Genomic DNA, 26,783 nt, shown 5'->3' on the forward strand with positions numbered 1-26,783 from the left:
CAAAATAAAGAAAGGAGCAGTGAGACACTGTAAACCTTATCGGTAAAAAACAGCATTTTTTAATCGGCAAAAAACGACATTTTCACATCGGCGTTGACAATCCCCTTTTTCTAAATTAAAAGTTTGATTTTTAAATTCTACGTATTCTGTTCCATCAATAATATAGATACATTCAAAGGCATAATGTTTCTCAAGTGGGACTCGCCAATCTGAGTTCACAGTTTGTTCATGTGCACCAAAAAAAGTCAGGTTCCAATCTAAGACTGGTAATCTTTTAGCATTCTTTAAAAAATTCATTTTTACGACCTCTCAATAAATAGCTGATTTGGATAAAAAATTCATCGATATGTCACTGTGATTTATACGCATGAATAGGCATAATGTATTACAGGGAACTTAGGAAAGCGCTTTCTTTGGCTTCCTGCAATGCATACAGATATCTGTAAAGAGTATTCTATGTACTGGTTTATTTTACAAGTAATAATTAATATTACTTTTTGTAGGGGATAGGTAATAGATTCAATATTTTATATCTAAGAATTATTCTATTAAAAATTGTCCTATAGTAAAAGTAATTGATTAGTCTGATATATAATAACGATTATTTCTCTGTATAATAAATCAGGTTACTCTATAATTTTAACATTAATAGCAAAAGTATTGCTAGAAAATTAAAAAAGGAGAGAAACCATGAAAAAAGTAACAATTCCGCTAATACGTCTTGTACCTGGGTTAATTTTAGGACCAGCTAGTTGGCTCGGACCCTATGTTGTAATTAATAGTTTGTTTCTGCCAGCCTTAATTCAAAATCTAGATCCAGCAAATAAAGTTAAATTGGTTGCGATATTTTCAATGTGTGGAATGATTGTATCTGCGATTTCAAATATTATTGCAGGAGCAGTATCTGATAATACTAGGTCAAGATTTGGTAAAAGAACACCATCGATGGTTGTTGGGGCATTCTTCTTTATGCTAACATCAGTAGGCGCAGCATTTTCACCTAATATTCCAGTATTGTTGATTTTTTGGATGTTGACAAATGTTGGATTAAACTTCATGGTTGCACCAATTGTGGCGTGGATTGATATGGCACCCAAAGGTAGTGAAGGGACGGCATCTTCAGCGTATGGTGGCTTAGGTATGGCGCTAGGAAATAATGGTTTTAATGTTGTTGGGGCATTATTTTTGAGCCGATTTCGATTAGGTTTTATAATTTTTGGGATTTTTACGTTTGTAGGCATTCTCGTTTCTGCACTAATTGTCCATGAACCTTCTAATTTAGATGAAAAGATTCAAAAGAAATCTAAAGAAGAACGTTTTTCCTGGAAGGATCTTAAAACAGTTTTCCCTAGTTGGAAAAAAGGCAGGGATTATTACTTAGCTTTAATAGGTAAACTATTTCAAGGAATTGGTAATTTTGCAATTACAGGTTACATCTTGTATATCATGACGGATTTTTTGCATCGTGGTAGTCAGACACAATCATCCATTCAATTGATTAACACAATTATGTTAGTTTTAGGTATCTTTATGGGCTTTGTAGCTGGACCTATTTCTGATAAATTTAAAATTTTAAAAATGCCAATTGTAATTGCGACTTTCTTTTTAGCAATCGGGGCTATAGCATTATTCATATTACGCAATGAACTCGGTATCATAATATATGCCTTTTCTGCAGGTATTGGGATGGGTATGTGGAATTCTTTGGATAATTTACTTAATTTGAAAGTTATACCAGATAAAAATCGGGTTGCTTTTTTCTTGGGTGTTTATAATTTAGGAAATTCGCTTCCACAAGCAGTGGCACCAGTAATTGCTGCAACGGTAATTTCGTCATTTGGATATTCCGGAATTTTTATTGTTTCAGCAATTTTCTCATTAATCGGTGGTTTCTCAATGTTCATGATTAAGGGAGTTAAAAGATAATAGAAAAATGTGCATAATTAGAATGGGAGAACAGATATGCAATTGAAAAATGAAATATTATATGGGACCGCATATTATTATGAATATTTACCATATGATCGCTTAAATGAAGATATTAAAATGATGAAGGATGCCAATGTAAATGTAGTGCGCATTGGTGAGAGTACGTGGAGTACCTATGAGTATCAGGATGGAAAATTTGATTTTTCTAAGCTTGACAAGGTGTTAGATGCTATGTATGCAGCAAATATTCATGTCATTGTTGGCACGCCAACGTATGCAATTCCAGCTTGGCTTGCAAAGGAATATCCAGAAGTTATGGTTGAAAACAATGGAGTCCGTACACTCTATGGTGAGAGACAAAAAATGGATATATCGAGTCCAGTCTTTAGAACTTATGCTGAGCGAATTATTCGCAAAATGATTGGACATGTTTGCAATCATCCAGGAATTATTGGATACCAAATTGATAATGAAACGCATCACTATGGTACATCTAGTGAAAATGTACAAAAAGCTTTTCAAAATTATTTACGGAATAAATTTAATGGTGACTTGAATAAATTAAATCATGAGTATGGACTATCGTATTGGAGTAATGAAATTAATTCATGGGATGATTTTCCATCTGTCAATGGTAGTATCAACGGCAGTTTAAACGCTGAGTTTGAGAAATTTCAGAGAAATTTAGTCACTGAATATTTAAAATGGCAATATGATTTAGTGAGTGAATATAAGAAAAATGATCAGTTCATTACTCATAATTTAGATTTTGGATGGAAAGGCTATTCGTATGGGGTAAGAGCTGAAGCAGATCATTTTGATATTGATGATAATTTGGACTATGTCGGTATTGATGTATATCATCCGGCCAGAACATTACTTACAGGGGCAGAAGCATCTTTTGCTGGTGATGAAGCAAGAACTGGTAAAAATAAAAGCTATTTGGTAATAGAAACGCAGGCACAGGCATATCGGCATCAAGTACCCTATCCAGGTCAATTAAGATTAAATGCTTATAGTCATATTGCATCAGGAGCCCAAATGGTTGAATATTGGCACTGGCATTCAATTCATAATTCTTATGAAACATATTGGAAGGGAATTTTAAGTCATGATTTCAAACCTAACCCAGTTTATTATGAGGTAGCAAAAACAGGCAAAGAATTAAAAAAATTATCACCAGAGATTTCAAATTTAAAAATTAACTCTGAAGTAGCCTTTTTAGTAAGTAATCAGAGTCTAACAGGTGTTGATCAATTTCCGTTTTCAGATAAACGAGATTATAATGACGTTTATCGTGCGCTATATGACGAATTTTATAAATTAAATGTTAGAACCGATATCACTGATGAAAAGCATATTCAATTAAATAAATATAAGCTAATTGTTGTACCAATGCTATATGCTGCTAGTGATGAATTTCTGAAACAATTAAATGAATATGTTAAAAATGGTGGAAATATAATTTATACATTCAGATCCGGTTTTGCAAAAGATGATTTAAAAGTCAGAACTACTGTGCAACCAGGTATCATTACAGAAGCATGTGGCGTACATTATGAAATGTTCGTAAATCCAGAACAAGATGATTGTAAATTGGCCCCTGTTTCATCAGAACTAAAAGATGTAACTGATTTGCAATTGCATGATTGGATAGAGTTATTAATTCCAGATAGCGCAAAAGTATTAGCAAAATATTCTGATCCAAATTGGTCAAAATATGCAGCTATTACACAAAATAAATTTGGGAAAGGCTCAACAATGTATATTGGTTGTTTTCCATCTAGTGAAGTGTTGCATAAAATTATTCAATCATATGTGGATAAAATTCAGATTACTAGGCCAAGCGAAAAGTTTCCAATCATTGTAAAAAATGCAATTAATTCTGCAGGAGATACAATCGAATTTTATTTAAACTTTTCGTCGACTAGTCAAAAAATTAAGAATATTGAGGGTGATGTAGAGCTTATTAGTGGTCAAAATATTTCTTCACAGCACGAATTGTCACTTGCTGCTTGGGATGTAGCGATTGTTAAAAAAATAAGCTGATTATTAATTCGGTGAAAGGTACCCTATAGTTGGTTTCAATTATGGGGTACCTTTTGATCCTCCGTCATACCTCTTACTTTAGGATGTTTGTCAAAGAGCCATCACGCCAGACGCTGGCAACGAGACATTTGCTGAATTGGTTTAAGAGGGTCTTCACTGATAGTGCGGCTAAGTCGACAGTGGGGGCTAACGGGTTACTTTATACGCCATACATTGTTGGCGAACGAGCACCGCATCCAGATGCCGATATCCGGGGGAGCTTTACAGGAGTTGACGGCACGCACAAGAAGGTCGATTTTGTCCGCGCTGTATTGGAAGGCATTATCTTCTCATTCAAAGATATCATGGATATTTATGATGAGAACGATAAGGAGTTTGATACGGTCGTCGCCATTGGTGGTGGTGCCAAGAGCCCACTGTGGCTGCAAATTCAAGCCGACATCTTTAATAAAAAAGTGGTCAGCTTAACCAACGAACAGGGCCCCGGCATGGGAGCTGCCATGATTGCCGCTGTTGGCCTCGGCTGGTTCAAAGATTTCCAGGAGTGTGCGGAGAAGTTTGTTCATTTTGGCAAGACTTACGTACCAAATCCTGATAATGCTAAGAAGTATGATCAGCTGCATAAGATCTACGCACAGGTTTACGATCAGACCAAGGGGATTAGCAAGCAGTTGTTGGCTTACAGGCGTGAGAATAATTAACTGTCATTAAGAAAAGTAAGCAGCGTCATTCGTTAGCGGATGGCGCTGCTTTTTGTGTTATGGGACGTTTATCTAAATGATAAATTACTTTACAATAGCACTATGAGGAGGGAGGTGAGATGATTTCGTGAAACGAATTTTACATACGGGAGAAATTGCCGATATCGGTGATTATCTCAAATTAACAGCTTGTACTGCGGTGATGTTGCAGCCGATTTTGAGTCTGACATTAAGGACAATGCCGGGAGCAACGACGTAGCTGGTTATCGGCGCTGTTTACAATTTAGTGAAATTTACCGCACCAGCGTTTATCTTTGGTATCTTGTACACCACGATTCGAACGACCGTTGATACTGCGATTACTTATCAGCAATATCTGAGACGGTCATGGCATAGCCTATTCGTGCCGACCCTTTGGTGGACTAGTATTTATCTGCTGGTGATGCCCTGGGTCCAGCAGGTCAGACACTATTATAGCTGGGAAAGTTTTGTCTGGCAGTTTATTAACGGTAACGCTGCCCCACATTTGTGGTATAACACGATGATGTTGCAGTTTATACTGCTTATGCCGCTTTTTTGGCTGATTGGCCGGTGGTGTCAGACGGTGCCGAAGCGCGGATGGATTGTTGTTGCGATAACCCTTATCATAACCGGACTCTGGTTGGTGTTTTACGATTGTGAAGTCTTTCATGGCCCCCACATGACCGATTGGTATTTAACTGATAGGCTGTTTATCAGTTTCTTGATTTACGGTATTTTGGGTACGCTTGCCTGGCAGTATCGTAAAACCGTCAATCCATGGCTGCAGAAATGGTGGGGCGCTATTTTAATCATCTGTATCGCTAGTTTTTACTGGATCTGCCGGGAGTTATTCGCGTTTGGCTATCCGGTAAAACTGACGAACGCACCGTATTATAAGCCTTCGATGGTGGTCTATGATTTAGCGGTCATTGCTTTGGTTGCGGTGGTGGCGCTGAGTCAAATTCAACGGCAACGACCCATGACTCGGCTCGTTCATTATTTAGCTGGCTTTGCCTACAAAGCGTTTCTCTCAAACGTTTTTTGGGAGCAATTGATCTGGCTGATGATTGGTAAACATCTGATCATGATCAACGTGGGCTGGGGAATCTTAGTCACCTACATCGGAACTTGGTTGCTGTCCTTCGCGTCCGCTGTTGGAATTCATGCTATTTGGCGGCGAATTAAACATTGAAAATAAGGCAGTTATTTCTTTTTAGCTATTACTAAAAACACATTATAAAAAGCGAGTTTACAAAATTCCTTAATTTAAATTAAAGATGGGTAATTTCTTATAACCATTTTAGTTATCCGTTGTATACTGCTTGCAACAATGGATTTTTGGAAAGCGGGGGAGCTATATCAATACCACACTTGTCTTTCAGTTACCGGTTTATATTGACTGGCTCGATCATTGTAATCAACGGCACGTCACTACTGGTCAGCAGCTGGAGATGGCGATTCACGAACTATTACTCTCGCAGAGTCCGTGGACGGATGAGTGGCAGACGGATGTGCCCTACACCGCTAGTAAAGAAAAGGGGACGGCCAGATTGGCTGCGGTTCGTGCTGATCATCAGCATCACCAGGCGATTTTGACCATTCGCTATCATCAGCCAGCGATTAGTGGTCAGGATACTGATCAACTAGCGGAAATTGTGGCCGTGTTCCTAAAAACAGTCATGAACCGTTTCTGTCAGCGTACCGTGTTCGGTGTTCAAAACAGCCGGCTAGTCATTCGGATTGCTTAGTTGCTCAATTTTTTGAAAATTCATTCGTTATCAAATTTCCAACAAACCTAAATAAAAAATCTGGAAGTGATCTATAGATGCCTCAACCTAATATGGAACCCGATGAAATTATTGAGAAATTCGGCTTGCCATCATCTGAGGATATCATCAAGGCAATGGGAATAGCCCCAGACGTTTTGGATAAGGAAGTTGCCTGTACTCAGAATTATCATAAACAAGGGAACAACCCGCCTAGTTATTTAAACGTCCGCAGTATCAATGAGCTCATTGAAGATGAATATGATGACTTTGTACAGGTACTGTATAACAAGGGAGAAACCGAGATTTCCTATGACGACCTGTTTAATTCGTTTAAGCAGCGGCTTAATCAGTATTTGACGAGTTGTGTCATTGTTAAAAATACTGGCCGGGCTTACTTAGCCGATGAAAATGATCAGACAGCATTAAAAGTATAATCAAAGAACCATTGATGACCGTGTTGCGGTTATCAATGGTTCTTTTTAGACTGTGATGGCACGGTTATTCAAATGTGCCCGTATTTCGGCAAATTGCTGATTGGATATTTTTTCAGTTTTCTCGGTCCAGCAGTCGTTGACAATGACGTTATCAGCATCGTAGCCGATCAGCGTTAAAGCATGGGTGTGAAAACCGTCAAATTCGCCGACCCAGATCACAACGGGATGGTTTTGGTCGATCTGCGCTTTTAATTTTGATAATGAAGCACCCGTTAGGTCGGTAGCGTGACCAGCGTATTTAGTGATCAATTCAATGAGAGCAGGCGGGTAGATGCTGTTGCCATTCTCGGTAAATGGGTCGCCCACAAACCCCTTATTACAGTCGCTGGCATCGTAAGGCATTTCGTGGGCTAGTTGTACCTTATTGACCCGTACGCCAACGGCTTGCAGGAGCATCGTGACTGCGGTGATCTCACAGCCAGTTGGTAATTCAGGACGTTGGGCAATGAGTGGAACGGTTAATTTTTTCATGTCAGTTAACCTCACTTTTGGGATTAAGCATAACAGTTTTTATTGAATGAAAGCAATAGATTTCTACTAGGAACAACAACTTTGATGAAATAACGATTAACAATATTAAACAAACATTAAATAAATATGTGTATTTACTCATAAATGTGATAGAATATGAGTAATTGATGATATAGATCAGATGAGTTGTCTAGGAGGAAAAGAATATGAAGTTCAATCCAAAATGGGCGGTTACCGCCAGCCTAGCCGGGTTAGCGTTAATCCTCAGTGCTTGTGGTTCAAGTAGCAGTTCAAGTCAAAAGAAAACGTTTACGATGCCAACTGATACCGAATTATCAACAGTTGATATTTCAAAGTCAACTGCGTTAGGGACCTTTGATATGTTGAATAACACCAATGAAGGGTTATATCGTTTAGGAAACCATAGCAAACCGGAAACCGCATTGGCAACTAAGACGACACAAACCAACAATGGTCGGCATTACGTAATTGATATGCGGCACAATACGAAGTGGAGTAATGGTGATACGGTCACTGCCAAAGATTTCGTTTATTCTTGGCAACGGACTGTGGATCCGAAAACCGCTTCACAGTATTCATATTTATTTAGCGGTATCAAGAATGCCGATGCAATTTCAAAGGGTAAGATGGCACCGAATACTTTAGGTATTAAAGCCACTGGTAAGTATCAATTGACGATCAATCTGGATCATCAAATTCCGTACTTTAAGTTGCTGCTGGGCTTCCCAGTCTTTTATCCGCAAAACCAAAAAGTGGTCAATAAATACGGTAATGGCTATGGGACTAGAAGTGACCGGATGGTTTACAACGGGCCTTACAAGCTGACTAAGTGGAACGGGACTGGTACAACCTGGACACTTGCTAAGAATAACGATTACTGGGATAAAAAGGCTGTTAAGATGAGTTCTATCAAGTATCAAGTGGTTAAGGATAATCAAACAGCTTTGAACCAGTATAATTCAAAGAAATTAATCGGTGCGCCATTGACTGGTAACCAGGCTAAGAATCTTAAAAACAATAAGGACCTGATTTCACGGCCACAATCAAGCAGTTACTATCTAGCTTTGAACCAGCACATGAAATTATTTAAGAACTTGAAGATTCGTGAAGCAATTTCTATGGCGGTTAATCGGCAACAGATCACTAAGAAGGTCTTGGGTGATGGCTCAATTGTCAACAATAGCTTTGTTTCCAAAGGCTTAGCTGTTAACCCTAAGACTGGTAAAGACTTCACTGCAGATACAACTGCACCTGCTTCCATGAAGTACAATCCAGCTAAGGCCAAGACGTTATGGCAACAAGGGCTCAAAGAAGTCGGTATCACCAATCCTAAATTTACCATCTTAGCGCCGGATACTGATGCTGCAAAGCAAGTCACTGAGTACCTGCAAAATGCTTTGGAAAAGAATCTGCCAGGTTTGAAGGTCTCTGTTTCTAACATTCCGTTCCGGACCGTTTTGGCACGGCAAGCTTCACGGAATTACCAAGTCACCTTTGCTAACTGGTTTGCGGACTTCTCAGATCCAATTACATTCCTGAACATTTACACCAAGGGCAACTCAAGCAATATCTCAGATTGGTCAAACAGTACCTATGATCAGTTGATCAAAGCTTCCAACACGACTGATGCAAACAAACCAACCCAACGTTGGAATGATATGGTTAAAGCCCAAAACATCCTGTTAAAGGATCAAGGGATTACGCCACTGTATCAATCAGCTGCACCATGGCTTCTAAGTCCAAACGTGAAGAACATTGTTTATAATTCAGCGGGTGCTAACTATAACTTTAAGAATACGTATGTTAAGTAATGGATGTATAATATAAAGTAAATATTGAAATTCCCCTTTAAGTGGGCAAGCTGTAAGTTGGGCTTGGCTGGTTGGAGGGGGATTTTTATTAAATTAATGTAGAGTTAGTAGGGTGTGAAGAAAAACAACAAAATTTAAATACGTAAAGAGTCTAAATTTATCAAATGAATTTAGATGCCTAAGTCCCTTAGTTATGGGCTCCATAGGATTGACCAATGTTAATTGAATAAATAAATCACTTGCGTCCGTATAAAAAATGAAGCACAATAGTGATAACGCATTCAATGAGCTTAAGTAAGGAGTTATTACACCATGAATAATAAACAATTAAAATTTAACACTAAATTTTATAGAGACTTTCAATTCTGGATTGCAATCGTTGTAATGGTTGCTGCTGCGTCAACGATCACTCACGAAACGATGACGAATATTTATTTCTGGTTGGATACTGCTATGATCGTACTAGGAATTGTCACGCTAGTAGATTCTTTGATTTTACACCGTAAGAAGATTGGTAATTAAATGGGGATTACGAATAGTATCGTAAAGAAACTTGGACGGTAATTTGTCTGGGCTTTTTTATTATTAATAAATTATTTCTGGCAAATTACCTTATAAATCGAGTGGCCTTACCGTAAAATTGTTATACTACATTACGTGCATATCAAGTAAACAACGGGAATTTAGGTTAAATCTTTTTCTGTTTCTAGTAATCAATAATTAAAGACTTGTTAATAAGTATGATGGTTAACAAGATTAAAATGGGAGCTTTTAGTATGTCGGCAAAATATGAGATTGTAGAAAATGGGGTTAAGGAAGAAATCCTGTCAGGTGACTATCCTATTGGCGAAAAATTACCCACTGAAACTGAATTAATGAAGATATTTAACGTTAGTCGGTATACGATTCGTCGAGCGATTGGAGATCTGGAAAACGAAGATTTTGTTTACCGAATCCAAGGTGGCGGTATGTATGTTAACGATTGGCAAACCGCACATGCAAAGGGGAAAAACTCTAATCGCATGATTGGTGTGATTGCAACGCACATTGCTAATTATATTTTTCCTAGTATTATTAGCGGTGCAGATCAGATCATTTCTGATAATGGCTATTCGATACTGTTAGCTAATACGCACAATGATCCAAAATTAGAGCGACGATCGCTCACCACAATGCTTCAAAGTGATGTGGCAGGGTTGATTATTGAGCCGACTCAAAGTACCTTACCAACAACTAATCGTGATTTATACGAAAAAATTGGTGAATTGGGTTTGCCTGTGGTATTTATTAATGCCACTTATGGCATGCCAGAGCTTCATGCGCCTTCGGTAACCACCGATGACAAAGGGGCTTTGAAACGATTAACTAACTATTTAATTGAACAGGGACATGAACGCATTTTGGGGGTATTCCAAGTTGACGATATGCAGGGAGTCAACCGAATGAATGGTTTTATTCAAGCCTACCAAGAGCATGCCGGTATTGCACTTAAAAGTAATATTATTATGTATCAGTCAATGGATCCCATTAAACAAGTGTTAACTAAAGTTGAGCATGGCATCCAGTCGAATAATCGGCCAACGGCAATTGTGTGTTATAACGACCAATTAGCTATCCGAGTCATTGATATGGTGAAATCGATGAACCTGTCGATTCCGGATGATATTTCAATTACTGGATTTGACGATTATAATGTTGTACGTTATATCAATCCTGCAATTACAACGATGGTCCATGAAAAAGAACGAATGGGGCATGATGCAGCACAGCTACTGGTTAATTTAATTGCCAAAAAGCCAGCTAAATCGATTTTATATGAACCGGAAATGGTCATTCGTAAGTCGGTTAAGAAGATTAATTAAACCGATATTGGAAGATCTGTTGTAGGTCTTCCTTTTTGTTTCGCCCAAATAAAAAAAGTTTTGATATTAACTGGCATTGGCCATTAATATCAAAACTTTTTTAAATTGAAGTTAACCTTTTATGGTCTAGAAAGTTAATTGATACATAATTTCATAAGACTTTGGTACACCAGGCTGTAATGTGATATCACCAAAGTTTTCAAAGCGTGTTGCATCAGAAAGGTTTTGAGCTTCCAGAGCAATACCCATATATGGCGCACCGTGGCCAATCGTTAAGTTCATATCTGGTGTAAATGAATTAGCGGTGAACACGACTAATCCATTTCGGCTTGAATGCAAAGTAACTGACCGATTTGAAATTGTGTCAGATAGCTTAGCAATCGTTTGATCAGTCAAAGATGGTTCAACTTCAAAAATGTCGTCAAAACCCTTTTCAGTTGTATCTTGCATTTTATCAATGGCGGTTCCCAACTTCTGTGGTGTCGTAAAATCAAATGGGGTGTTGATATTGTCAAGTAATTTACCAGTTGGAATCTTTTCTGTGTCAACATCCATATGACGATGGCTATTAAGTTGCAAAATTTGATTCTTAATGGTGGGTTCATCACCTACATTGAAGTAGGTGTGGTAAGTTGGGTTGAAAATTGTTGTTTCATCGGATTCACCCGTAAATTGGACTCTGAACGTATTATCATTTTTCAGAGTATAGGTAACAGTTACAGAGATAGCAGGAAAATCGCCAGGATTAGAGTTAAAGTGGTGTTTCAAGATAATTCGAGTGTAACTATCACTTGATTTAAGCTCGCCGTTCCAGTTAACTGAGTGAAATCCATTGGGACCGCCGTGAAGGGTATTATGTCCCTCATTGGGTGTAACTTGAATTGTTTTTCCGCTAACCTTAAATTGACCATTTTTAATGCGACCTGCAGCGGTTCCAATCATCATATTGACGTAAAAAGGATTAGCATAATAATCAGCGGTATGAGGGTATTGTAATAACATATTTTTATGTTGGCCGTTTTCCGTAGGGACACTTATTTCAGCAATGATGCCGCCTTGATCGAGCACTGTGATCCTAACACCATTATCATTTTCTAGGTGAAAGGCGGTTACTTTTTGGTCCTTGTAGCTATCAAAATCAGTTTTATAAGCTTTCAAAATTAAACACTCCTTTTAAAATTGAACAGTAGTTGCACATATATGCACTATTAAAACAATAATAATTATCCGTATAAATGTCAATTACCTTTATTTTGACAATGTTGAGACAGTTTTAATCTTTATAAAGTAATAATTTTGTATACGTGTATCTAAGATTATCAAGGTTATAGCAGGAATCATGGAAGGGCACAGAAAATTCGAAATATGAAAAGATTGAATGCTTGAAGGCTGATTAAACAGCTTTCAAGCTATTTTTTTAAAATTTGTATACGTATAAATGATAAATGTGTTGATTTATTAGCATAAATATAATAATATTTAACGTGTTAGCGATTAATATATTAACAAATTTTGAATTGATGGTTATCTGGAGGAAACAGATATGGAAATAAACCAGATTAAAGAAAAAATAGTCAATGGTCAGACCTCATTGGGAATTGAACTAGGATCAACACGAATTAAAGCCGTACTTGTGACAGATGATTTTACAACGATTGCTAGTGGTGACTATACCTGGGAAAACGAACTGGTCAATAATATTTGGACCTATTCTGTCTCAAACATCTGGAAGGGTATTCAGTCTAGTTATCAAAAAATGGTTCGGAAAATCAAGGATGATTATGGTATTGAATTAACTAAGATCGGTGTAATCAGTGTAAGTGCCATGATGCACGGTTACATGGTATTTGATAAGGATAATAATTTATTAGTACCTTTTAGAACCTGGCGTAATAATATTACCGAACAAGCCGCGGATGAATTAACCAAGCTGTTCAACTTTAACATCCCGCAACGCTGGAGCATTGCTCATTTATATCAAGCCATTTTGAATCAGGAACAACACGTTAAAAACGTTGATTTCATGACTACTTTGGCTGGTTACGTTCACTGGAAGTTGTCAGGCAAAAAGGTAGTGGGAATTGGCGATGCATCAGGAATTTTCCCAATTGATACTGCTACTAAAACTTATTCAACAGCAATGATTGAGAAATTTGAAGCTCAGAGTAATGTTCAACAGTATCTCTGGAATTTAAGGGACATTTTACCTGATATCAAATTAGCGGGTGAAGTTGCCGGGAACCTAACTGCTAAAGGTGCTCAATTGCTTGATCCGAATGGCACGCTGCAATCTGGTTCTTTAATGGCTCCGCCAGAAGGGGATGCTGGAACTGGGATGGTCTCCACTAATGCGGTTCGTAAGCGGACTGGTAATATCTCGGCCGGTACTTCGGCATTTTCAATGATTGTTTTAGACCAACCGATGGATAGCGTTCATCAAGATATTGATATGGTGACCACGCCAGATGGTATGCCAGTTGCTATGGTTCATACCAATAACTGTTCGTCAGATATTAATGCCTGGGTAGGATTGTTTGGTGAGTTTGCCAAAGAGATTGGAATTGATTTGAAGCCTGATGATTTGTATGGTGCACTCTTTAATAGCACAGAACGCGCTGATGATAACGCTGGTGATTTACTAAGTTATGCCTATCTGTCAGGGGAAAATATCACTAAAATGCCAGAAGGACGGCCGATGTTTGTCCGGACACCAAACAGTCACTTTAATTTGGCTAATTTTATGAAGACACATCTGTATTCAGCATTTGCACCGTTAAAAATTGGCAATGACATTTTAGTCAATGAGGAACACATCAAGGCGGATGTTTTCATTGCTCAAGGTGGTTTATTCAAGACACCAAAGATTGGCCAACAAGTCTTGGCGGATGCTTTGGATACACCGATTACTGTAATGAGTAATGCTGGTGAAGGTGGCCCATGGGGAATGGCAGTATTGGGGCTATATACTTTGGCTAAATCAACTGGGGCAAATACTGAAAGTTTAGCTGATTACTTAGACAATCGCGTTTTTGCAAATTCAGAGAGTGAAACGGTGACGCCCAATGCCGATGGTGTTAAAGGGTACAACTCATTTATCAGTTCCTATAAAAAGGGTTTGGATGTCGAAAGAGCTGCAGTTGATACAATTGAGCTTTAATAAAGGAGATATTTAAATGTTAGAAGATCTGAAGCAAGAAGTTTATGAAGCCAATATGCAGCTTCCTGAACTAGGTTTAGTCACTTTTACTTGGGGGAACGTCTCAGGTATCGATCGTGATAAGGGACTTTTCGTCATTAAGCCATCTGGTGTTGATTACGACAAATTAAGACCTGAAGACTTGGTTGTTGTGAACTTAAAGGGTGAAGTCGTTGAAGGTGAAATGAATCCGTCCAGTGATACTCCGACCCATACGTATTTGTATAATCATTTTCCAAAGATTGGTGGAATTGTTCATACGCATTCGCCTTGGGCAGTTTCATTTGCTGCTGCTAAGATGGATATTCCAGCCATGAATACGACTCATGCGGATACATTCTTTGGTGATGTTCCGGCTGCGGACGCTTTAACCAAGGAAGAGATCGAAGAAGATTACGAAGGCAATACTGGTAAGACAATCGTCAAAACCTTTAAAGAACGCGGCTTAGATTATGAAGCCGTGCCAGCTGCCCTAGTTAGTCAGCATGGTCCATTTGCTTGGGGTCCAACACCTGATAAAGCCGTTTACAATTCCAAAGTTTTGGAAGTTGTCGCTGAAGAAGACTTCCACACGATGCAACTAACCCATCAGAGTTCCGAATTGCCACAGTATCTATTAGATAAACACTATTACCGTAAACATGGTGCCAATGCGTACTATGGTCAGAATAATGCCCATTCAAAGGACCATGCAGCTCGTTCATAAATTAAAGTTATCAAATTTTAAAATCATTAAATTTAAAAAGGAGATATTCTATTATGTTAAGTACCCCAGATTACAAGTTTTGGTTTGTCACTGGTAGTCAATTTTTATATGGTGACGAACAATTAAAGTCAGTTGAAAAAGATGCCAAAGACATCGTTGATAAATTAAACAAGTCAGGTAACTTACCTTACCCAATCGAATTTAAATTGACAGCTACTAGAGCTGATAACATTACTCAGTTGATGAAGGATGCTAACCATGATGATTCAGTTGCCGGTGTGATTACTTGGATGCATACTTTCAGTCCTGCTAAGATGTGGATTCGTGGGACTCAACTATTGCAAAAGCCATTACTGCACCTGGCTACTCAATACTTGGATCACATTCCTTATAAGGCCATCGACATGGACTACATGAACTTGAACCAAAGTGCTCATGGTGACCGTGAATACGGCTATATCAATGCGCGTCTTCGTATGAACAACAAGATTGTTTACGGTTGGTGGGGCGATGAAGAAGTTCAAAACGAAATTGCCGACTGGCAAGACGTTGCTGTTGCTTACAACGAAAGCTTCAAAATCAAAGTTATGTCATTTGGTGGTAAGATGCGTAACGTTGCCGTTACTGATGGTGACAAGATTGAAGCTCAAATTCAGCTTGGCTGGACCGTTGACTACTACGCTGTCGGTGATTTAGTAACTGAAATGAACAAGGTTACTGATGCTGATATCAACCAGAAGTATGATGAATTAGCTAAGACCTACACCATGAACCCTGGCGACAATGATAAGGCCTTCTTCGAAGATCACGTTAAGTATCAAATTCGTGAATACTTTGGTTTGAAGCGTTTCATGAGCGCTCGTGGTTACACTGCCTTTTCAGATAACTTCGAAGATCTTTATGGCTTGAAGGAATTACCTGGTTTGGCTGTTCAATTACTGATGGCTGAAGGTTATGGGTTTGCCGGTGAAGGTGACTGGAAGACTGCTGCTCTTGACCGCTTAATGAAGATCATCAGCCACAACAAGAAGACTGGCTTTATGGAAGACTACACCCTTGATTTACGTAAGGGCCACGAAGCAATCCTTGGTTCACATATGCTAGAAGTTGATCCAACCCTAGCTACTGACAAGCCTAAGATTGAAGTTCACCCACTAGACATTGGTGACCGTGAAGATCCAGCTCGTTTGGTCTTTGCTGGTGGCGAAGGTGATGCTGTTGATACTACCTTAGCTGACTTTGGTGATGAATACCGTTTGATTATGTATGAAGTTTCTGGTCACAAGGCTGATGAAACGCCGAAGTTGCCTGTTGCTAAGCAAATGTGGACACCAAAGGCCGGTCTTAAGGAAGGTGCTACCCAATGGATTCAAAACGGTGGTGGTCACCATACTGTCTTCTCATTCGGTGTAACTGCACAACAAGTTGAAGACTTTACTAAGATGGTCAACTTACACTTAGTTAACATCAAGTAATAGTATTTTAATTCTAAGTAATCAAAAGGTCTGGAAGTATTTTATTTCAGGCCTTTTGGTGATTCTCCAATATTATGATAGATACTCAGTAGTACTTTAACGGAGTATGATTTTAGTAAAAAAAATCTCGTCATAATTTAAATTCAGTTGAGACATAAAAGCGTAGACAAGCTTTCGATTTAAGAAAGTTTGTCTACGCTTTTAATATACCGACTTATATTCAGGTTCTTTTATTTTACGGATCAACTATAAAATAATTTCATTTCAATATCCTGATTGTAATTACCGAACCCTTTACCGAAAATTGTGCAGCCACCGTTATTTTTAGCATTTCTTTTTATACCGTAACGGACCGCAAATATTTGTTTATGGGTATCGATGTCTTCTAATGAGACATCAGTAAATGGTTGACCATCTAGGAAGCTGCCATCATGGGTTAATCGCAAAGTTTTCATAATACCGTATTGATTAACGTTGTCAGGAACCCATTCAGGGGTGTATTTGCCACGAGTGTCAGAAAAGTCGCCTGGAGCGGTCCACGTACCAATTTCAGTACTATTGATATAGAACGTAATGTCAGAGGGCCAAACGTTATTTGAGAACGGAAATTCTGAGCCTAATTCCATGGATAAGTCTAACATCTCTAATTTATTTTCCTTAGTAAGATAATCAGGAAACTGGTATTCAACGAAACCATTGCACCACCAGATCATACCAGCAGATATTCTATCTGGATCCATGAAGTAGGCAGGATTGTCTACTTTACCAATGTAATCAGTCTTACCAGCTAATCCACAGGAGGGCTGGACAGCAAAATTAGTGAAATGACCGACAGGAACTTGCGTGGTGTAAGATTCAAACTCGGGGTAAATAGTTTTTGGAAAATGGACATTTATTTTATCAACAGTTAAACGAGAAACCTTATTGTGGCCGACTCTTTCGAACTTAATAATGCCAGCCTTTGCTAGCTTATTAAGATGTTGGAGTACGATGGTGCCGCTAAGATTAAGGATGGTGGATAGTTCCTGTACGCTCATTTTACGGATAGAAAGTTCTTGAATGATTTTTAACCGAACAGGGCTTGCTAAGGCTTTATATACAGGTAAAGAACTTTCTGAAATATCAGATTCCATTAACGGTAACCTCCAGTTTTTATTGTGAATAAATTAGCAATGAGTTTGTCTTAAAGGGAAAAATTAATTCTAGCTTAATTGTAACAATGTTTTTATTGCTTTTAAATAACGAAATGAAAAAATATGAAAGTAATAAAAATTTATATGATTTATTGTGCGAAATTAAAATTAAATTATTTTGATAATACTAAGGTTGAATAAAATGCCTGTTTTAGTAGTTATTAAGTAAAAAAAGTTTGTTTGTATCTGAATATTTGGAAATGATAGCTTGTTATAAATATAATATTGGTTAATATGTCTAAAAATCATTTAATAAATAGCGGAATTTATTTTATATTTATCAGTATAAAAATAATTTATTTATTTTTATTAGGACCTAATTTAGTAACACAGATGATTTTGAGCAACGTTTATATTGCTATAAATGCAAAGAATATCAAAAAACATTAAAAACCATGTTGTAATCGCTTACTGTCCATCATATGATAATCACGTGCACAAAAAGGAAGCAAACTACGTAGTGAAAAATCTTAAGGAGAATGCAAATATGGCGAATACAAATCAATATATTAATCCGCTTATTGTTCAACGGGCAGATCCGTATATCTACAAACACACTGATGGTTATTATTATTTTACCGCTTCGGTGCCTGCCTATAATTTGATTGAAATCCGTCGAGCTAAAACATTAGCCGGCTTAGCACATGCTGCTCCACGGACGATTTGGCGTAAGCATGAAAACGGTCCCATGAGTCAGCTAATCTGGGCGCCAGAAATACATTATATCGATGGCAAGTGGTTCATTTATTTCGCTGCAGCAGAGACTACAGCATTAGATGAAAACGGTATGTTTCAACATCGTATGTTTTGTATTGAATGTGATACAGATGATCCTATGGCAAGTGAAGATAACTGGATTGAACGTGGCCAAGTCAAAACAAATATGGACACGTTTTCACTAGACGCTACTTGTTTTGAAGCAAATGGAAAGCTCTATTATGTTTGGGCTCAAAAAGATAAGACCATTCGTGGTAATTCTAATTTATATATTGCTGAAATGGAAAATCCTTGGACTTTGAAGACTGATCCAGTGATGCTTTCAAAGCCAGAATATCCTTGGGAAATTAAAGGGTTTTGGGTCAACGAAGGGCCAGCCATTATTCACAGAAATGGTCGTTATTTCTTAACTTATTCTGCTAGTGCTACTGATGAAAATTATGCAATGGGTATGCTTACCGTTAATGATGATGTTGACTTACTAGATGCAGCTAATTGGTCGAAATCAAAGGAACCAGTTTTCCAAAGTGATTTAGCAACTCATCAATACGGACCTGGTCATAATTCGTTTACCGTTGCTGAAGACGGTGAGACTGATATCATGGTTTATCACTGTCGCGACTATACCGAAATTAAGGGTGATCCGCTTTATGATCCTAACCGGCACACTAAGGTTCAAGCCTTTACGTGGAACGATGACGGGACACCGCACTTCGGTAAGCCGGTTCCTTATAATTACGAATAGAATAGGAGTGAAATATCTTGGATAACACAGTTAAAACGAGTAAAAAGAAGGATTTCTGGGGTTTCCCAGTTACCCACTTTACTTACTTCTTTATGTGGCAAATTATTAATGGGTACTTAACACTTTGGATGGAGCAGGTTGGCCATCTAAACGGGACTACAGCTGGATTTGTATTTTCAATGATGGCCGGTATGTCTCTAATATTTCAACCAATTTTTGGGGTTATTTCTGATAAATTAGTCTTTAAAAAGAACTTATTAGTTACAATTGCGATTGCTGCTATTTTAATTGGACCTTACTTCCAGTGGTTATTCTTACCATTGGTACACATGAACGCTGCGTTAGTTGCTGTTATCACCGGTATTTTCTTAAGTTTCGTATTTAACGGTGGTGTTTCAGTTGTTGAACAATATGTTCAACGTGCTAGCCTAGCCAATGGATTTGAATATGCTCACTCACGGATGGGTGGCTCACTAGCCGGTGCCTGTGCCTCATTCTTCGGTGGTAAGCTCTTCCTATGGAGCCCTAACTCAATTTTCTGGGCATGTACTGTTATGGGTGCCATTTTAACTTGCACCATCCTTTTCAGTGATAAGATTCACATGGAAAATGCCGCCGCTGCTGGTGACACTAATGATTCACTTGACTGGAGTTTAATTGGTAAAATCTTCAAGATTCGTAACTTCTGGATTCTATCAATCTTCTACATTGGTACTTCTGCTTTGTATGATGTGTTTGATCAACAATTCATCATCTTCTTTAAGACTTTCTTTAAAACTGCGTCTGCTGGGACTACTGCATACAGTTATATGACCACTGCACAAATTGCTTTGGAATTCTTACTCATGTTCCCAATGCCATGGATCATTAACAAGATTGGTTCACGAAATGGTTTGATTGCTTATGGCTGTATCTTAGCTATTCGGATTATTGGTAGTGCGCTTTCTCCTAGTGTTGTTTGGGTTGTCATTCTTCGTTTGTTAGCTGGGTTCGAAATGCCTTTGGTATTAACTTCAATCATGAAGTACATTGCTGGGGCCTTTGATATCCGGGTTTACGCGACGGTTTACGCGTTAGCTTCAAACTTTGCTAAACAAATATCTGTCTTCATCTTCTCTACTGTTGCTGGTAATCTGTATGATTCAATTGGTTTCCAACACACTTACTTTGTTCTTGGCGGAATTGTTGTCGTTGCCACAATTATTGCTGCATTATTTTTAACTAAGGAAAATCGTGTAGCTGCTGGTGAAGTTAAAGCAACTGAAAGTAACGGTAAGTAACGGTAAGAAGAAATAGGTAGTTTTATGTATGAAATCTCAGAACTAGTTTCTGAGATTTTTTGTATATCATAAGATTTTATAGGATTAACTATCAAACGAATAAATTGTAACTTCACAGTGTGATGAAAGGGAGCAGCTAAAATGAAATATCGTAATTTAGGTAAACAGGGGTTACGAGTAAGTGAAATCGCATTAGGCAGTTGGATGACAGATGTCAGCAATCTAGACAAACAAGATTTGGCCGTGCAAAGCATCAAGCTGGCATTTGAAAATGGTATTAATTTTTTTGATTGTGCTGATGCATACAGTGGTGGGGCTGCGGAAAAGTTTCTTGGTAAGACATTGAAGCAATTTCCTCGTAAGGAGCTAGTTTTATCTAGCAAAGTCTTTTTTCCAACCGGTGATGGTGTGAATGATCGTGGCTTGTCTCGGAAGCATATCATGGAATCTGTTGATACATCATTAACAAACATGCAGACGGATTATCTGGACCTGTATTTCTGTCATCGCTTTGATGCGGAAACTCCGTTAGCAGAAACCCTGCAGGCATTGAGCGATTTAGTAGATCAAGGTAAAATTCTATATTATGGTGTCAGTGAATGGCGACCAGTTCAAATCTTAGAGGCCCAATTAATTATCCAGGAACGTGGCTTACATCCAATGGCAGTTGTTCAGCCACAATATAATATGTTTGATCGCTATATTGAACATGAGCTATTGGATGTTTGTGATGATCTTGGTCTAGGAGTGGTTCCATTTTCACCACTTTCCCAAGGATTATTGACAGGTAAATATCGAAAGGGGAACGAAATTCCAGCAGGTTCACGAGCAACTTATCAAGATCAAATCAGGGCTCTTTTAACTGAAGATAACTTGGATAAAGTCGAAGCCTTGATTAAGATGGCTACTGAACTGGATACAGATTTACCAACGTTTGCCTTAGCTTGGGCGCTCAGAGACCCAAGAATTTCGAGCTTAATTACCGGGGCCAGCAAACCTTCACAGTTGAAGAATAATTTAAAGGCAATTGATTTGGAGATTCCAACTGATTATTATCATCGAATTGATCAATTATTTGGATTTAAGAAGTTTTCAAGAAAAATTGGTTAAAGATTGTTCCAACAGTTAACTACTTTTTTCCACCTTGCTTTTTCCCCTCCCAAGAATTATTATGATATTAAATTATAATTCTTGTATGTTGATGAGAAGAGTAACCAACTTTTAATTTTTAGAGAGTGTCGCTGAATGGGAAGGCATAATTAGCAGCTGGTGAAGATGAGCTCGGAGTACTAAACGCGTTCACGCGACGTTTACGGTCAACACGCCGTTATCGTGCACCGTTTGAATGAGCGGACTGAGGCAGTTTTCAAGAACTGTAAATTTAGGTGGCACCACGACATTGATCGTCCTTGTTTTAATAACAGGGACTTTTTTTGTGGTTTCAAACAGATTTTATTTAAGAAGGGGAGTATGACTGATGCGCATTGATGCAAAGGAAGAAAAAACGTTTTTAAAGCAGGTTTTGGCTGCTTACCATTTCTCTGAAGAAGATGGTGAATTTTTAGCTGACACCTTGGTAGACGCTGATTTACGAGGGATTTCATCGCACGGAATTCAACGGATCACTTGGTACACGAATATGATCAAAGACGGTACAATCGTTCCCACTAACAAGCCAGAAGTTTTACGGGATACGCCAACCAGTATGTTAGTTGATGCCAACAAGAACATGGGACAGATTGCTTCTGGTTTTACCATGAAACGCTTAATTGAAAAAACGAAAAAAATAGGGGTCTCCATTGCGGTTATTCGGAATTCTAACCATTTCGGCACAGCTGGCTACTATGGCCGAATGGCCGTTAAGGAAGGTTTGATTGGGATTGCCACAACCAATACTCGGCCACTAGTGCTCCCTACTAATGCGTTAGAGGCTTTCTTAGGTTCCAACGCTTTTGCCTTTACCTTTCCTGCTGAGCCGCATCCATTTGTCTTTGATGGTGCAACTGCCGTGGTTTCAAGCGGTAAAATTCAGGTACTAGCTAAGAAGGGCGAAAACATTCCTGGTGAATGGGCCGTTGGTGAAGATCGTCAAGTCGATCAGGATGCCCAACGCGTTGAGGATAATCTCTCAACCATCGCGTTTAGTGATGACCGTCCCGATGGTGGTGTGTTGACCCTAGGCGGTAATTTGGAAAACAATTCGAACTATAAAGGATTCGGTAACTCACTGGTGATCGAACTGCTGACGGGAATTTTGGCTCAAGGATCGATTTCAGCTGACACCAACAAGGGGAAGCATGATTTCAGCCAGTTCTTTATGACCATGGACCCAGCTTTATTTGGCGATCTGGATACGCTAAAGGGCAACGTGACGGAAATGTTTAACCGGATTCGGCATCTGAAGCATCTGCCGGGGACGGAAATTAAAATTCCTGGTGACCGAGAATATAAACGCTATGCTGAAAATCAAAAGCAGGGTGTCCTGATCGATGATAAAACTGCTGCTGAATTAGCTAAAGTTGGTGATGAAGTTGGTGTAAGGGCACCTCAGGCACTGTAAGTTAGTCGACTTAGATAAAACGATGGCGCTAGGCCCCCGTGTGATGGGAACTTAGCGCCATTTTTAGTTGTAGCGTATTAATTATTATGGATGTCAGAAAACAGCTTTACGCACCTTGTGTTAATCTTTGCACATCCCGAACGATCATTAATTCTTCATTGGTAGGGACGACCATTACCGTTACTGGAGCATCATCTGGGCTGATGACCCGTTCCTTACCACGCACCTGGTTGCGGTCATGGTCAATTTGAATACCAAAGTAGCTTAATTGATCAACGATTTTTTGACGCATATCAATACCGTTTTCACCAGATCCAGCTGTAAAGACTAAGGCATCCAAGCCATTTAGTTCGGCGATGTAAGAACCGATGTAGCGGACGACCCGGTTGGCGAACATATCCAGTGCCAATTTGGCTTGCGGATTACTATCCTGAACTTTCTCCAGATCACGCTGATCAGGTGATAACTGAGAAATTCCCAACAGCCCAGATTTATGGTTCAAAATGTCGATCATTTCACTCATTTTAACGCCCATTTTTTCAGCTAAAAATGAAACTAACGAGGGATCGATATCACCAGAACGGGTGGCCATCATGACACCGGCTAGCGGGGTAAAGCCCATGGAAGTATCGATGACGTGACCGTGGTCGAAGGCGGTAACCGATGAACCAGAGCCCAAATGCAGCGTGATCAGCTTTAAGTCGGATAGTGGTTTGCCAAGCAGTTCAGCAGCTCTGGCCGAAACGTAGCGGTGACTGGTTCCATGAGCGCCATACTTACGGGCACCGTACTGCTTATAATATTCGTAGGGAATGGGATATAGCGCGTTGATCTTAGGCATATTAGCGTATAGTGCAGTATCGAAAACGGCTACTTGAGGAACGTCGGGAAGCAACTGCTGAAAAATTTTGATGTATTCTTCTTCGATTGGATTATGCAGGGGGGCAAACTCCGCTAGTTCATGAATTTGTCTGAGCGATTCATCGGTGATGACGGCGGAATCAGTGAAAACTTCACCGCCAGCTACGATTCGGTGACCCACACCAGTAATTTCGTGTAAGTGTTTGACGATTCCTGCATCCTTCAAGTGAGTCAGAACCATTGCAGCTGCTAAATGATAGTCAATATTATCCTTTTTCACTTCATACTTTTCGGCGTCTGGCCGTTTGACGGTGAAAATTGAACCTGGTAAGTTTAAACGGTCGACTAAACCGGAAGCAATCACCGTTTCATCCGGCATTGAGAATAATTTCCACTTCAAAGTTGAACTGCCTGCATTTACTGCTAATATTTTTGTCATGTCATTCCCACCTCGTTGTTTTTTATCACTCATATCTAGTCTAGCGAAGTATGAAACCGTTTTCAAGTAAAAGTAAAAAAAGGATTCGCTCATTAAGCGAAATCCCATTATAACGCGTTTTTAAAGCATGAAAGCCAGCCTTTCAACGTTACTGATTATAGGCTTCGACGACGACTTGATCAGGGGTAACGATCAGTTTGCTGACACCGCCATTTTGGGGATAATTATCTACCGTATCGACGCCTAAATAATCGGCAATCGTGCGAATGATGGTCCCATGGCTGACCAGTAAAATGGTTTCACCAGGCTCACAGTGCTCACGCAGAGCTTTAAAGCCGTTTTTAATGCGTGCGATGATCTCATCATAGTCCTCAGCAGTGTGTGATGGATCGCTTTGCTTCATGGCATCACGGGCTTCTTTTAGGCCACCTAAGGTAATCAGGTCACCTTGGCTGTGCTTGCCGTAGGGGGCCGCGATACCAGCCCAGATGTCATCGGAGTTTAAGCCTTCAAAGAAGCCAAAGTTGACTTCGCGAAATTCGGGCAGCTGATCAATTTCTTGAGGCTGCTGATGAAGCTGCTTCAAAATCAGATTACGGGTGCTAACTGCGCGACCTAAATCAGAAGAGAAAGCGCGGTTAAAGGTGATTGACTGTAATTTTTCAGCAGCCTGCTGAGCCTGCTGGATACCGTCATCAGACAGGTCGGAATCGATCCAGCCTTGCATCCGGTTAAAGCTATTTAACGTCGTACTGCCATGACGAACTAGGTAAACGGTGAATGAATTCATAGTGACAACTTCCTTCGTGCGTTTTTTCTTTTATTGTGGCGGAAAATGATTCGAGATGCAACCTCGTTTTTTTATAAATTTAAGTGCCATTATTAATTTTTGCTTGATAGTCAAACTGTCAGTATTATACTAAAAATTGAATTCGGAGGCGTTGAAATGAAAATTACAATTTCAGTAGCACAAATGGACGTTAGTTTTGGTAAACCAGCCGAAAACTTTGCGCGAATTGAATCGTTTGTTGCCCAAGCGGCAACTGAACAAGCCGATATCGTAGTTTTTCCAGAAATGTGGAACACGGGCTATGATCTGAGCCGGTTTAACGATATTGCGGATGTAAATGGTCTGCAGACGCTACACGTTTTTAAGGCGCTGGCTCAAAAGTATCACATTATGATCCATACTGGTTCGGTTGCCACCAAACGCGGCAATCAATTCTTTAATACAACCTACATTATCGATGAAAATGGTGAATTGCTATCAACCTATGATAAGGTGCATCTGTTTGGCTTAATGCATGAAGATGAATTCTTAACGCCAGGCAGTAAGAAAGACCAGTTTGAGGTGAAGGGTGTTCCGGCCACCAGTGTGATCTGCTATGACATTCGTTTCCCCGAATGGCTGCGGACACTGTCGTTAAATGACAGCCGGATTATCTTTGTTCCAGCAGAATGGCCAACACCACGGATGCCACAATGGCGCACATTGTTGGCTGCACGGGCAATTGAAAACCAAAGCTTTGTGGTGGGCGTTAACCGGGTCGGTGCTGATCCGGAAAACCGGTTTGGCGGGAATTCGGTTGTGATCGATCCGCTGGGCAATAACGTGTTGTACCTTGGGCACGAAGAGGAACTGAAGACGGTGACGATCGATATTAACGCCACGGATAAAGTGCGCGGTTTCATGCCCGTATTTGCTGATCGACGACCTGATTTATACGAATGACACTCGTCACCAATGGTATAATAGGATCTGAACAGATATAAATCTCAAGGAGGTTTTTTTATGGCTAAAGTAGAAAGTTTTACATTGGATCACACAAAGGTTAAAGCACCATACGTCCGTTTGATTACGGTAGAAAAGGGACCAAAGGGCGATGCGATTTCAAACTATGATCTGCGGTTAGTACAACCTAACACAAACGCAATCCCAACGGCTGGTCTGCACACGATTGAACATCTGTTGGCAGGTCTGTTACGCGACCGTCTTGATGGCGTCATTGACTGCTCACCATTCGGTTGCCGGACCGGATTCCATTTGATCACTTGGGGTGAACATTCAACTAATGAAGTTGCTAAAGCACTGAAGAGTTCATTAGAAGAAATTGCCGACAAGATCGAATGGAAAGATGTTCAAGGTACTGATAAGTATAGTTGCGGTAACTACCGTGACCATTCATTATTCTCAGCTAAACAATGGTCACGCGACATTGTTGATGCCGGTATTAGTGACGATCCATTTGAACGGCATACGGTATAGAGTGCAGAGTGTGAAACAAAGCGGTTAGAGACCGGTGTGTAAGGGGCAGTTGGTGAAAATCCTGAACTTGGATTTTTGCCGACTGCCCCTTACATATAGGCCTCTGCTTTGTTGAACACGTTTTCTACCAAAAGACAACCCTTTTATAAGATGGTTTAGGGAAATTAGGGCATACTTAAATAGACCTACTGATTTTAGCTTTTTTCGTGATAAAATA

General features: G+C 39.3%; 24 protein-coding genes and 1 pseudogene. 19 read left to right on the forward strand and 6 right to left on the reverse strand.

The window, feature by feature from the left end; all coding sequences use genetic code 11:
• Positions 1 to 36 precede the first annotated feature (36 nt).
• Positions 37 to 297 carry a hypothetical protein gene (locus tag FFM73_RS09130; RefSeq protein ID WP_137631449.1) on the reverse strand — a complete coding sequence of 87 codons (261 nt, stop codon included), beginning with the start codon at positions 295 to 297 and terminating at the stop codon, positions 37 to 39.
• Positions 298 to 690: 393 nt separating this feature from the next.
• Here FFM73_RS09130 and FFM73_RS09135 point away from each other — a divergent pair, with 393 nt between their 5' ends.
• From FFM73_RS09135 to FFM73_RS09160, 7 genes and pseudogenes are all read left to right on the forward strand, one after another.
• Positions 691 to 1,926 carry an MFS transporter gene (locus FFM73_RS09135; RefSeq protein ID WP_137631450.1) on the forward strand — a complete coding sequence of 412 codons (1,236 nt, stop codon included), beginning with the start codon at positions 691 to 693 and terminating at the stop codon, positions 1,924 to 1,926.
• A gap of 36 nt (positions 1,927 to 1,962) precedes the next feature.
• Entirely contained in the window at positions 1,963 to 3,978 is a 2,016-nt protein-coding gene (locus tag FFM73_RS09140; RefSeq protein WP_137631451.1) for a beta-galactosidase, read from the forward strand.
• Positions 3,979 to 4,088: 110 nt separating this feature from the next.
• Positions 4,089 to 4,679: pseudogene (locus FFM73_RS09145) on the forward strand (FGGY-family carbohydrate kinase); the annotation flags it as partial.
• Positions 4,680 to 4,806: 127 nt separating this feature from the next.
• Positions 4,807 to 4,938: a hypothetical protein gene (locus FFM73_RS13095; protein ID WP_268920521.1), complete on the forward strand. Its 132-nt coding sequence runs from the start codon at positions 4,807 to 4,809 to the stop codon at positions 4,936 to 4,938.
• A 6-nt stretch (positions 4,939 to 4,944) separates the two neighbouring features.
• On the forward strand, positions 4,945 to 5,892 hold the full coding sequence (locus FFM73_RS09150) for an acyltransferase family protein (RefSeq protein WP_235874492.1): 948 nt from the start codon (positions 4,945 to 4,947) through the stop codon (positions 5,890 to 5,892).
• Positions 5,893 to 6,022: 130 nt separating this feature from the next.
• On the forward strand, positions 6,023 to 6,448 hold the full coding sequence (locus tag FFM73_RS09155; protein WP_137631453.1) for a P-loop NTPase family protein: 426 nt from the start codon (positions 6,023 to 6,025) through the stop codon (positions 6,446 to 6,448).
• 77 nt (positions 6,449 to 6,525) lie between these two features.
• Positions 6,526 to 6,903, forward strand: coding sequence for a hypothetical protein (locus tag FFM73_RS09160; RefSeq protein ID WP_137631454.1), 378 nt, complete (start codon positions 6,526 to 6,528; stop codon positions 6,901 to 6,903).
• 45 nt (positions 6,904 to 6,948) lie between these two features.
• Here FFM73_RS09160 and FFM73_RS09165 read toward each other — a convergent pair whose 3' ends face one another.
• Positions 6,949 to 7,434 (reverse strand): C39 family peptidase, encoded by a 486-nt coding sequence (locus tag FFM73_RS09165; protein WP_137631455.1) that lies wholly within the window; start codon positions 7,432 to 7,434, stop codon positions 6,949 to 6,951.
• A gap of 206 nt (positions 7,435 to 7,640) precedes the next feature.
• On the opposite strand from FFM73_RS09165, the gene FFM73_RS09170 reads away from it, so the two are divergent.
• The 3 genes from FFM73_RS09170 to FFM73_RS09180 all read left to right on the forward strand — a co-directional run bounded on the left by FFM73_RS09170 (position 7,641) and on the right by FFM73_RS09180 (position 11,128).
• Positions 7,641 to 9,266 carry a peptide ABC transporter substrate-binding protein gene (locus FFM73_RS09170; protein WP_137631456.1) on the forward strand — a complete coding sequence of 542 codons (1,626 nt, stop codon included), beginning with the start codon at positions 7,641 to 7,643 and terminating at the stop codon, positions 9,264 to 9,266.
• 312 nt (positions 9,267 to 9,578) lie between these two features.
• Entirely contained in the window at positions 9,579 to 9,788 is a 210-nt protein-coding gene (locus FFM73_RS09175) for a hypothetical protein (protein WP_137631457.1), read from the forward strand.
• A gap of 254 nt (positions 9,789 to 10,042) precedes the next feature.
• A complete protein-coding gene (locus FFM73_RS09180; RefSeq protein ID WP_137631458.1) occupies positions 10,043 to 11,128 on the forward strand; it encodes a GntR family transcriptional regulator in 1,086 nt (361 codons plus the stop codon).
• A gap of 126 nt (positions 11,129 to 11,254) precedes the next feature.
• On the opposite strand, the gene FFM73_RS09185 is transcribed toward FFM73_RS09180, so the two are convergent.
• Entirely contained in the window at positions 11,255 to 12,286 is a 1,032-nt protein-coding gene (locus tag FFM73_RS09185; RefSeq protein ID WP_137631459.1) for an aldose epimerase family protein, read from the reverse strand.
• Positions 12,287 to 12,671: 385 nt separating this feature from the next.
• On the opposite strand from FFM73_RS09185, the gene FFM73_RS09190 reads away from it, so the two are divergent.
• Genes FFM73_RS09190 through araA form a run of 3 tightly spaced genes read left to right on the forward strand, consistent with a single transcriptional unit; the run spans position 12,672 to position 16,505 of the window.
• Complete coding sequence (locus FFM73_RS09190) at positions 12,672 to 14,285, forward strand: xylulokinase (RefSeq protein WP_137631460.1); 1,614 nt, start codon at positions 12,672 to 12,674, stop codon at positions 14,283 to 14,285.
• Between the two features lie 16 nt (positions 14,286 to 14,301).
• Entirely contained in the window at positions 14,302 to 15,030 is a 729-nt protein-coding gene (locus FFM73_RS09195; RefSeq protein ID WP_137631461.1) for an L-ribulose-5-phosphate 4-epimerase, read from the forward strand.
• A gap of 53 nt (positions 15,031 to 15,083) precedes the next feature.
• Positions 15,084 to 16,505, forward strand: coding sequence for an L-arabinose isomerase (gene araA / locus FFM73_RS09200; protein WP_137631462.1), 1,422 nt, complete (start codon positions 15,084 to 15,086; stop codon positions 16,503 to 16,505).
• Positions 16,506 to 16,747: 242 nt separating this feature from the next.
• Here araA and FFM73_RS09205 read toward each other — a convergent pair whose 3' ends face one another.
• Positions 16,748 to 17,638 carry an ArsR/SmtB family transcription factor gene (locus FFM73_RS09205; RefSeq protein WP_137631463.1) on the reverse strand — a complete coding sequence of 297 codons (891 nt, stop codon included), beginning with the start codon at positions 17,636 to 17,638 and terminating at the stop codon, positions 16,748 to 16,750.
• Between the two features lie 547 nt (positions 17,639 to 18,185).
• Here FFM73_RS09205 and FFM73_RS09210 point away from each other — a divergent pair.
• The 4 genes from FFM73_RS09210 (at position 18,186) to FFM73_RS09225 (ending at position 23,000) form a co-directional block, all read left to right on the forward strand.
• Positions 18,186 to 19,160 carry a glycoside hydrolase family 43 protein gene (locus FFM73_RS09210; RefSeq protein ID WP_137631464.1) on the forward strand — a complete coding sequence of 325 codons (975 nt, stop codon included), beginning with the start codon at positions 18,186 to 18,188 and terminating at the stop codon, positions 19,158 to 19,160.
• 17 nt (positions 19,161 to 19,177) lie between these two features.
• A complete protein-coding gene (locus FFM73_RS09215; protein ID WP_137631465.1) occupies positions 19,178 to 20,440 on the forward strand; it encodes an oligosaccharide MFS transporter in 1,263 nt (420 codons plus the stop codon).
• 141 nt (positions 20,441 to 20,581) lie between these two features.
• Positions 20,582 to 21,550, forward strand: a complete 969-nt coding sequence (locus FFM73_RS09220) for an aldo/keto reductase family protein (protein WP_137631466.1) — start codon at positions 20,582 to 20,584, stop codon at positions 21,548 to 21,550.
• A gap of 367 nt (positions 21,551 to 21,917) precedes the next feature.
• Complete coding sequence (locus tag FFM73_RS09225) at positions 21,918 to 23,000, forward strand: Ldh family oxidoreductase (protein WP_137631467.1); 1,083 nt, start codon at positions 21,918 to 21,920, stop codon at positions 22,998 to 23,000.
• A 106-nt stretch (positions 23,001 to 23,106) separates the two neighbouring features.
• Here the strand turns inward: FFM73_RS09225 and FFM73_RS09230 are convergent, their stop codons facing one another.
• Positions 23,107 to 24,300, reverse strand: coding sequence for an acetate/propionate family kinase (locus FFM73_RS09230; protein WP_137631468.1), 1,194 nt, complete (start codon positions 24,298 to 24,300; stop codon positions 23,107 to 23,109).
• Positions 24,301 to 24,448: 148 nt separating this feature from the next.
• A complete protein-coding gene (locus FFM73_RS09235; RefSeq protein ID WP_137631469.1) occupies positions 24,449 to 25,090 on the reverse strand; it encodes a histidine phosphatase family protein in 642 nt (213 codons plus the stop codon).
• A gap of 156 nt (positions 25,091 to 25,246) precedes the next feature.
• On the opposite strand from FFM73_RS09235, the gene FFM73_RS09240 reads away from it, so the two are divergent.
• Both FFM73_RS09240 and FFM73_RS09245 read left to right on the forward strand, forming a co-directional pair.
• Entirely contained in the window at positions 25,247 to 26,032 is a 786-nt protein-coding gene (locus FFM73_RS09240; RefSeq protein ID WP_137631470.1) for a carbon-nitrogen family hydrolase, read from the forward strand.
• Positions 26,033 to 26,092: 60 nt separating this feature from the next.
• Entirely contained in the window at positions 26,093 to 26,566 is a 474-nt protein-coding gene (locus tag FFM73_RS09245) for an S-ribosylhomocysteine lyase (protein ID WP_137631471.1), read from the forward strand.
• Positions 26,567 to 26,783: the final 217 nt, after the last annotated feature.

The organism is Secundilactobacillus hailunensis, assembly GCF_005405185.1.
Classification (GTDB): Bacteria; Bacillota; Bacilli; order Lactobacillales; family Lactobacillaceae; genus Secundilactobacillus; species Secundilactobacillus hailunensis.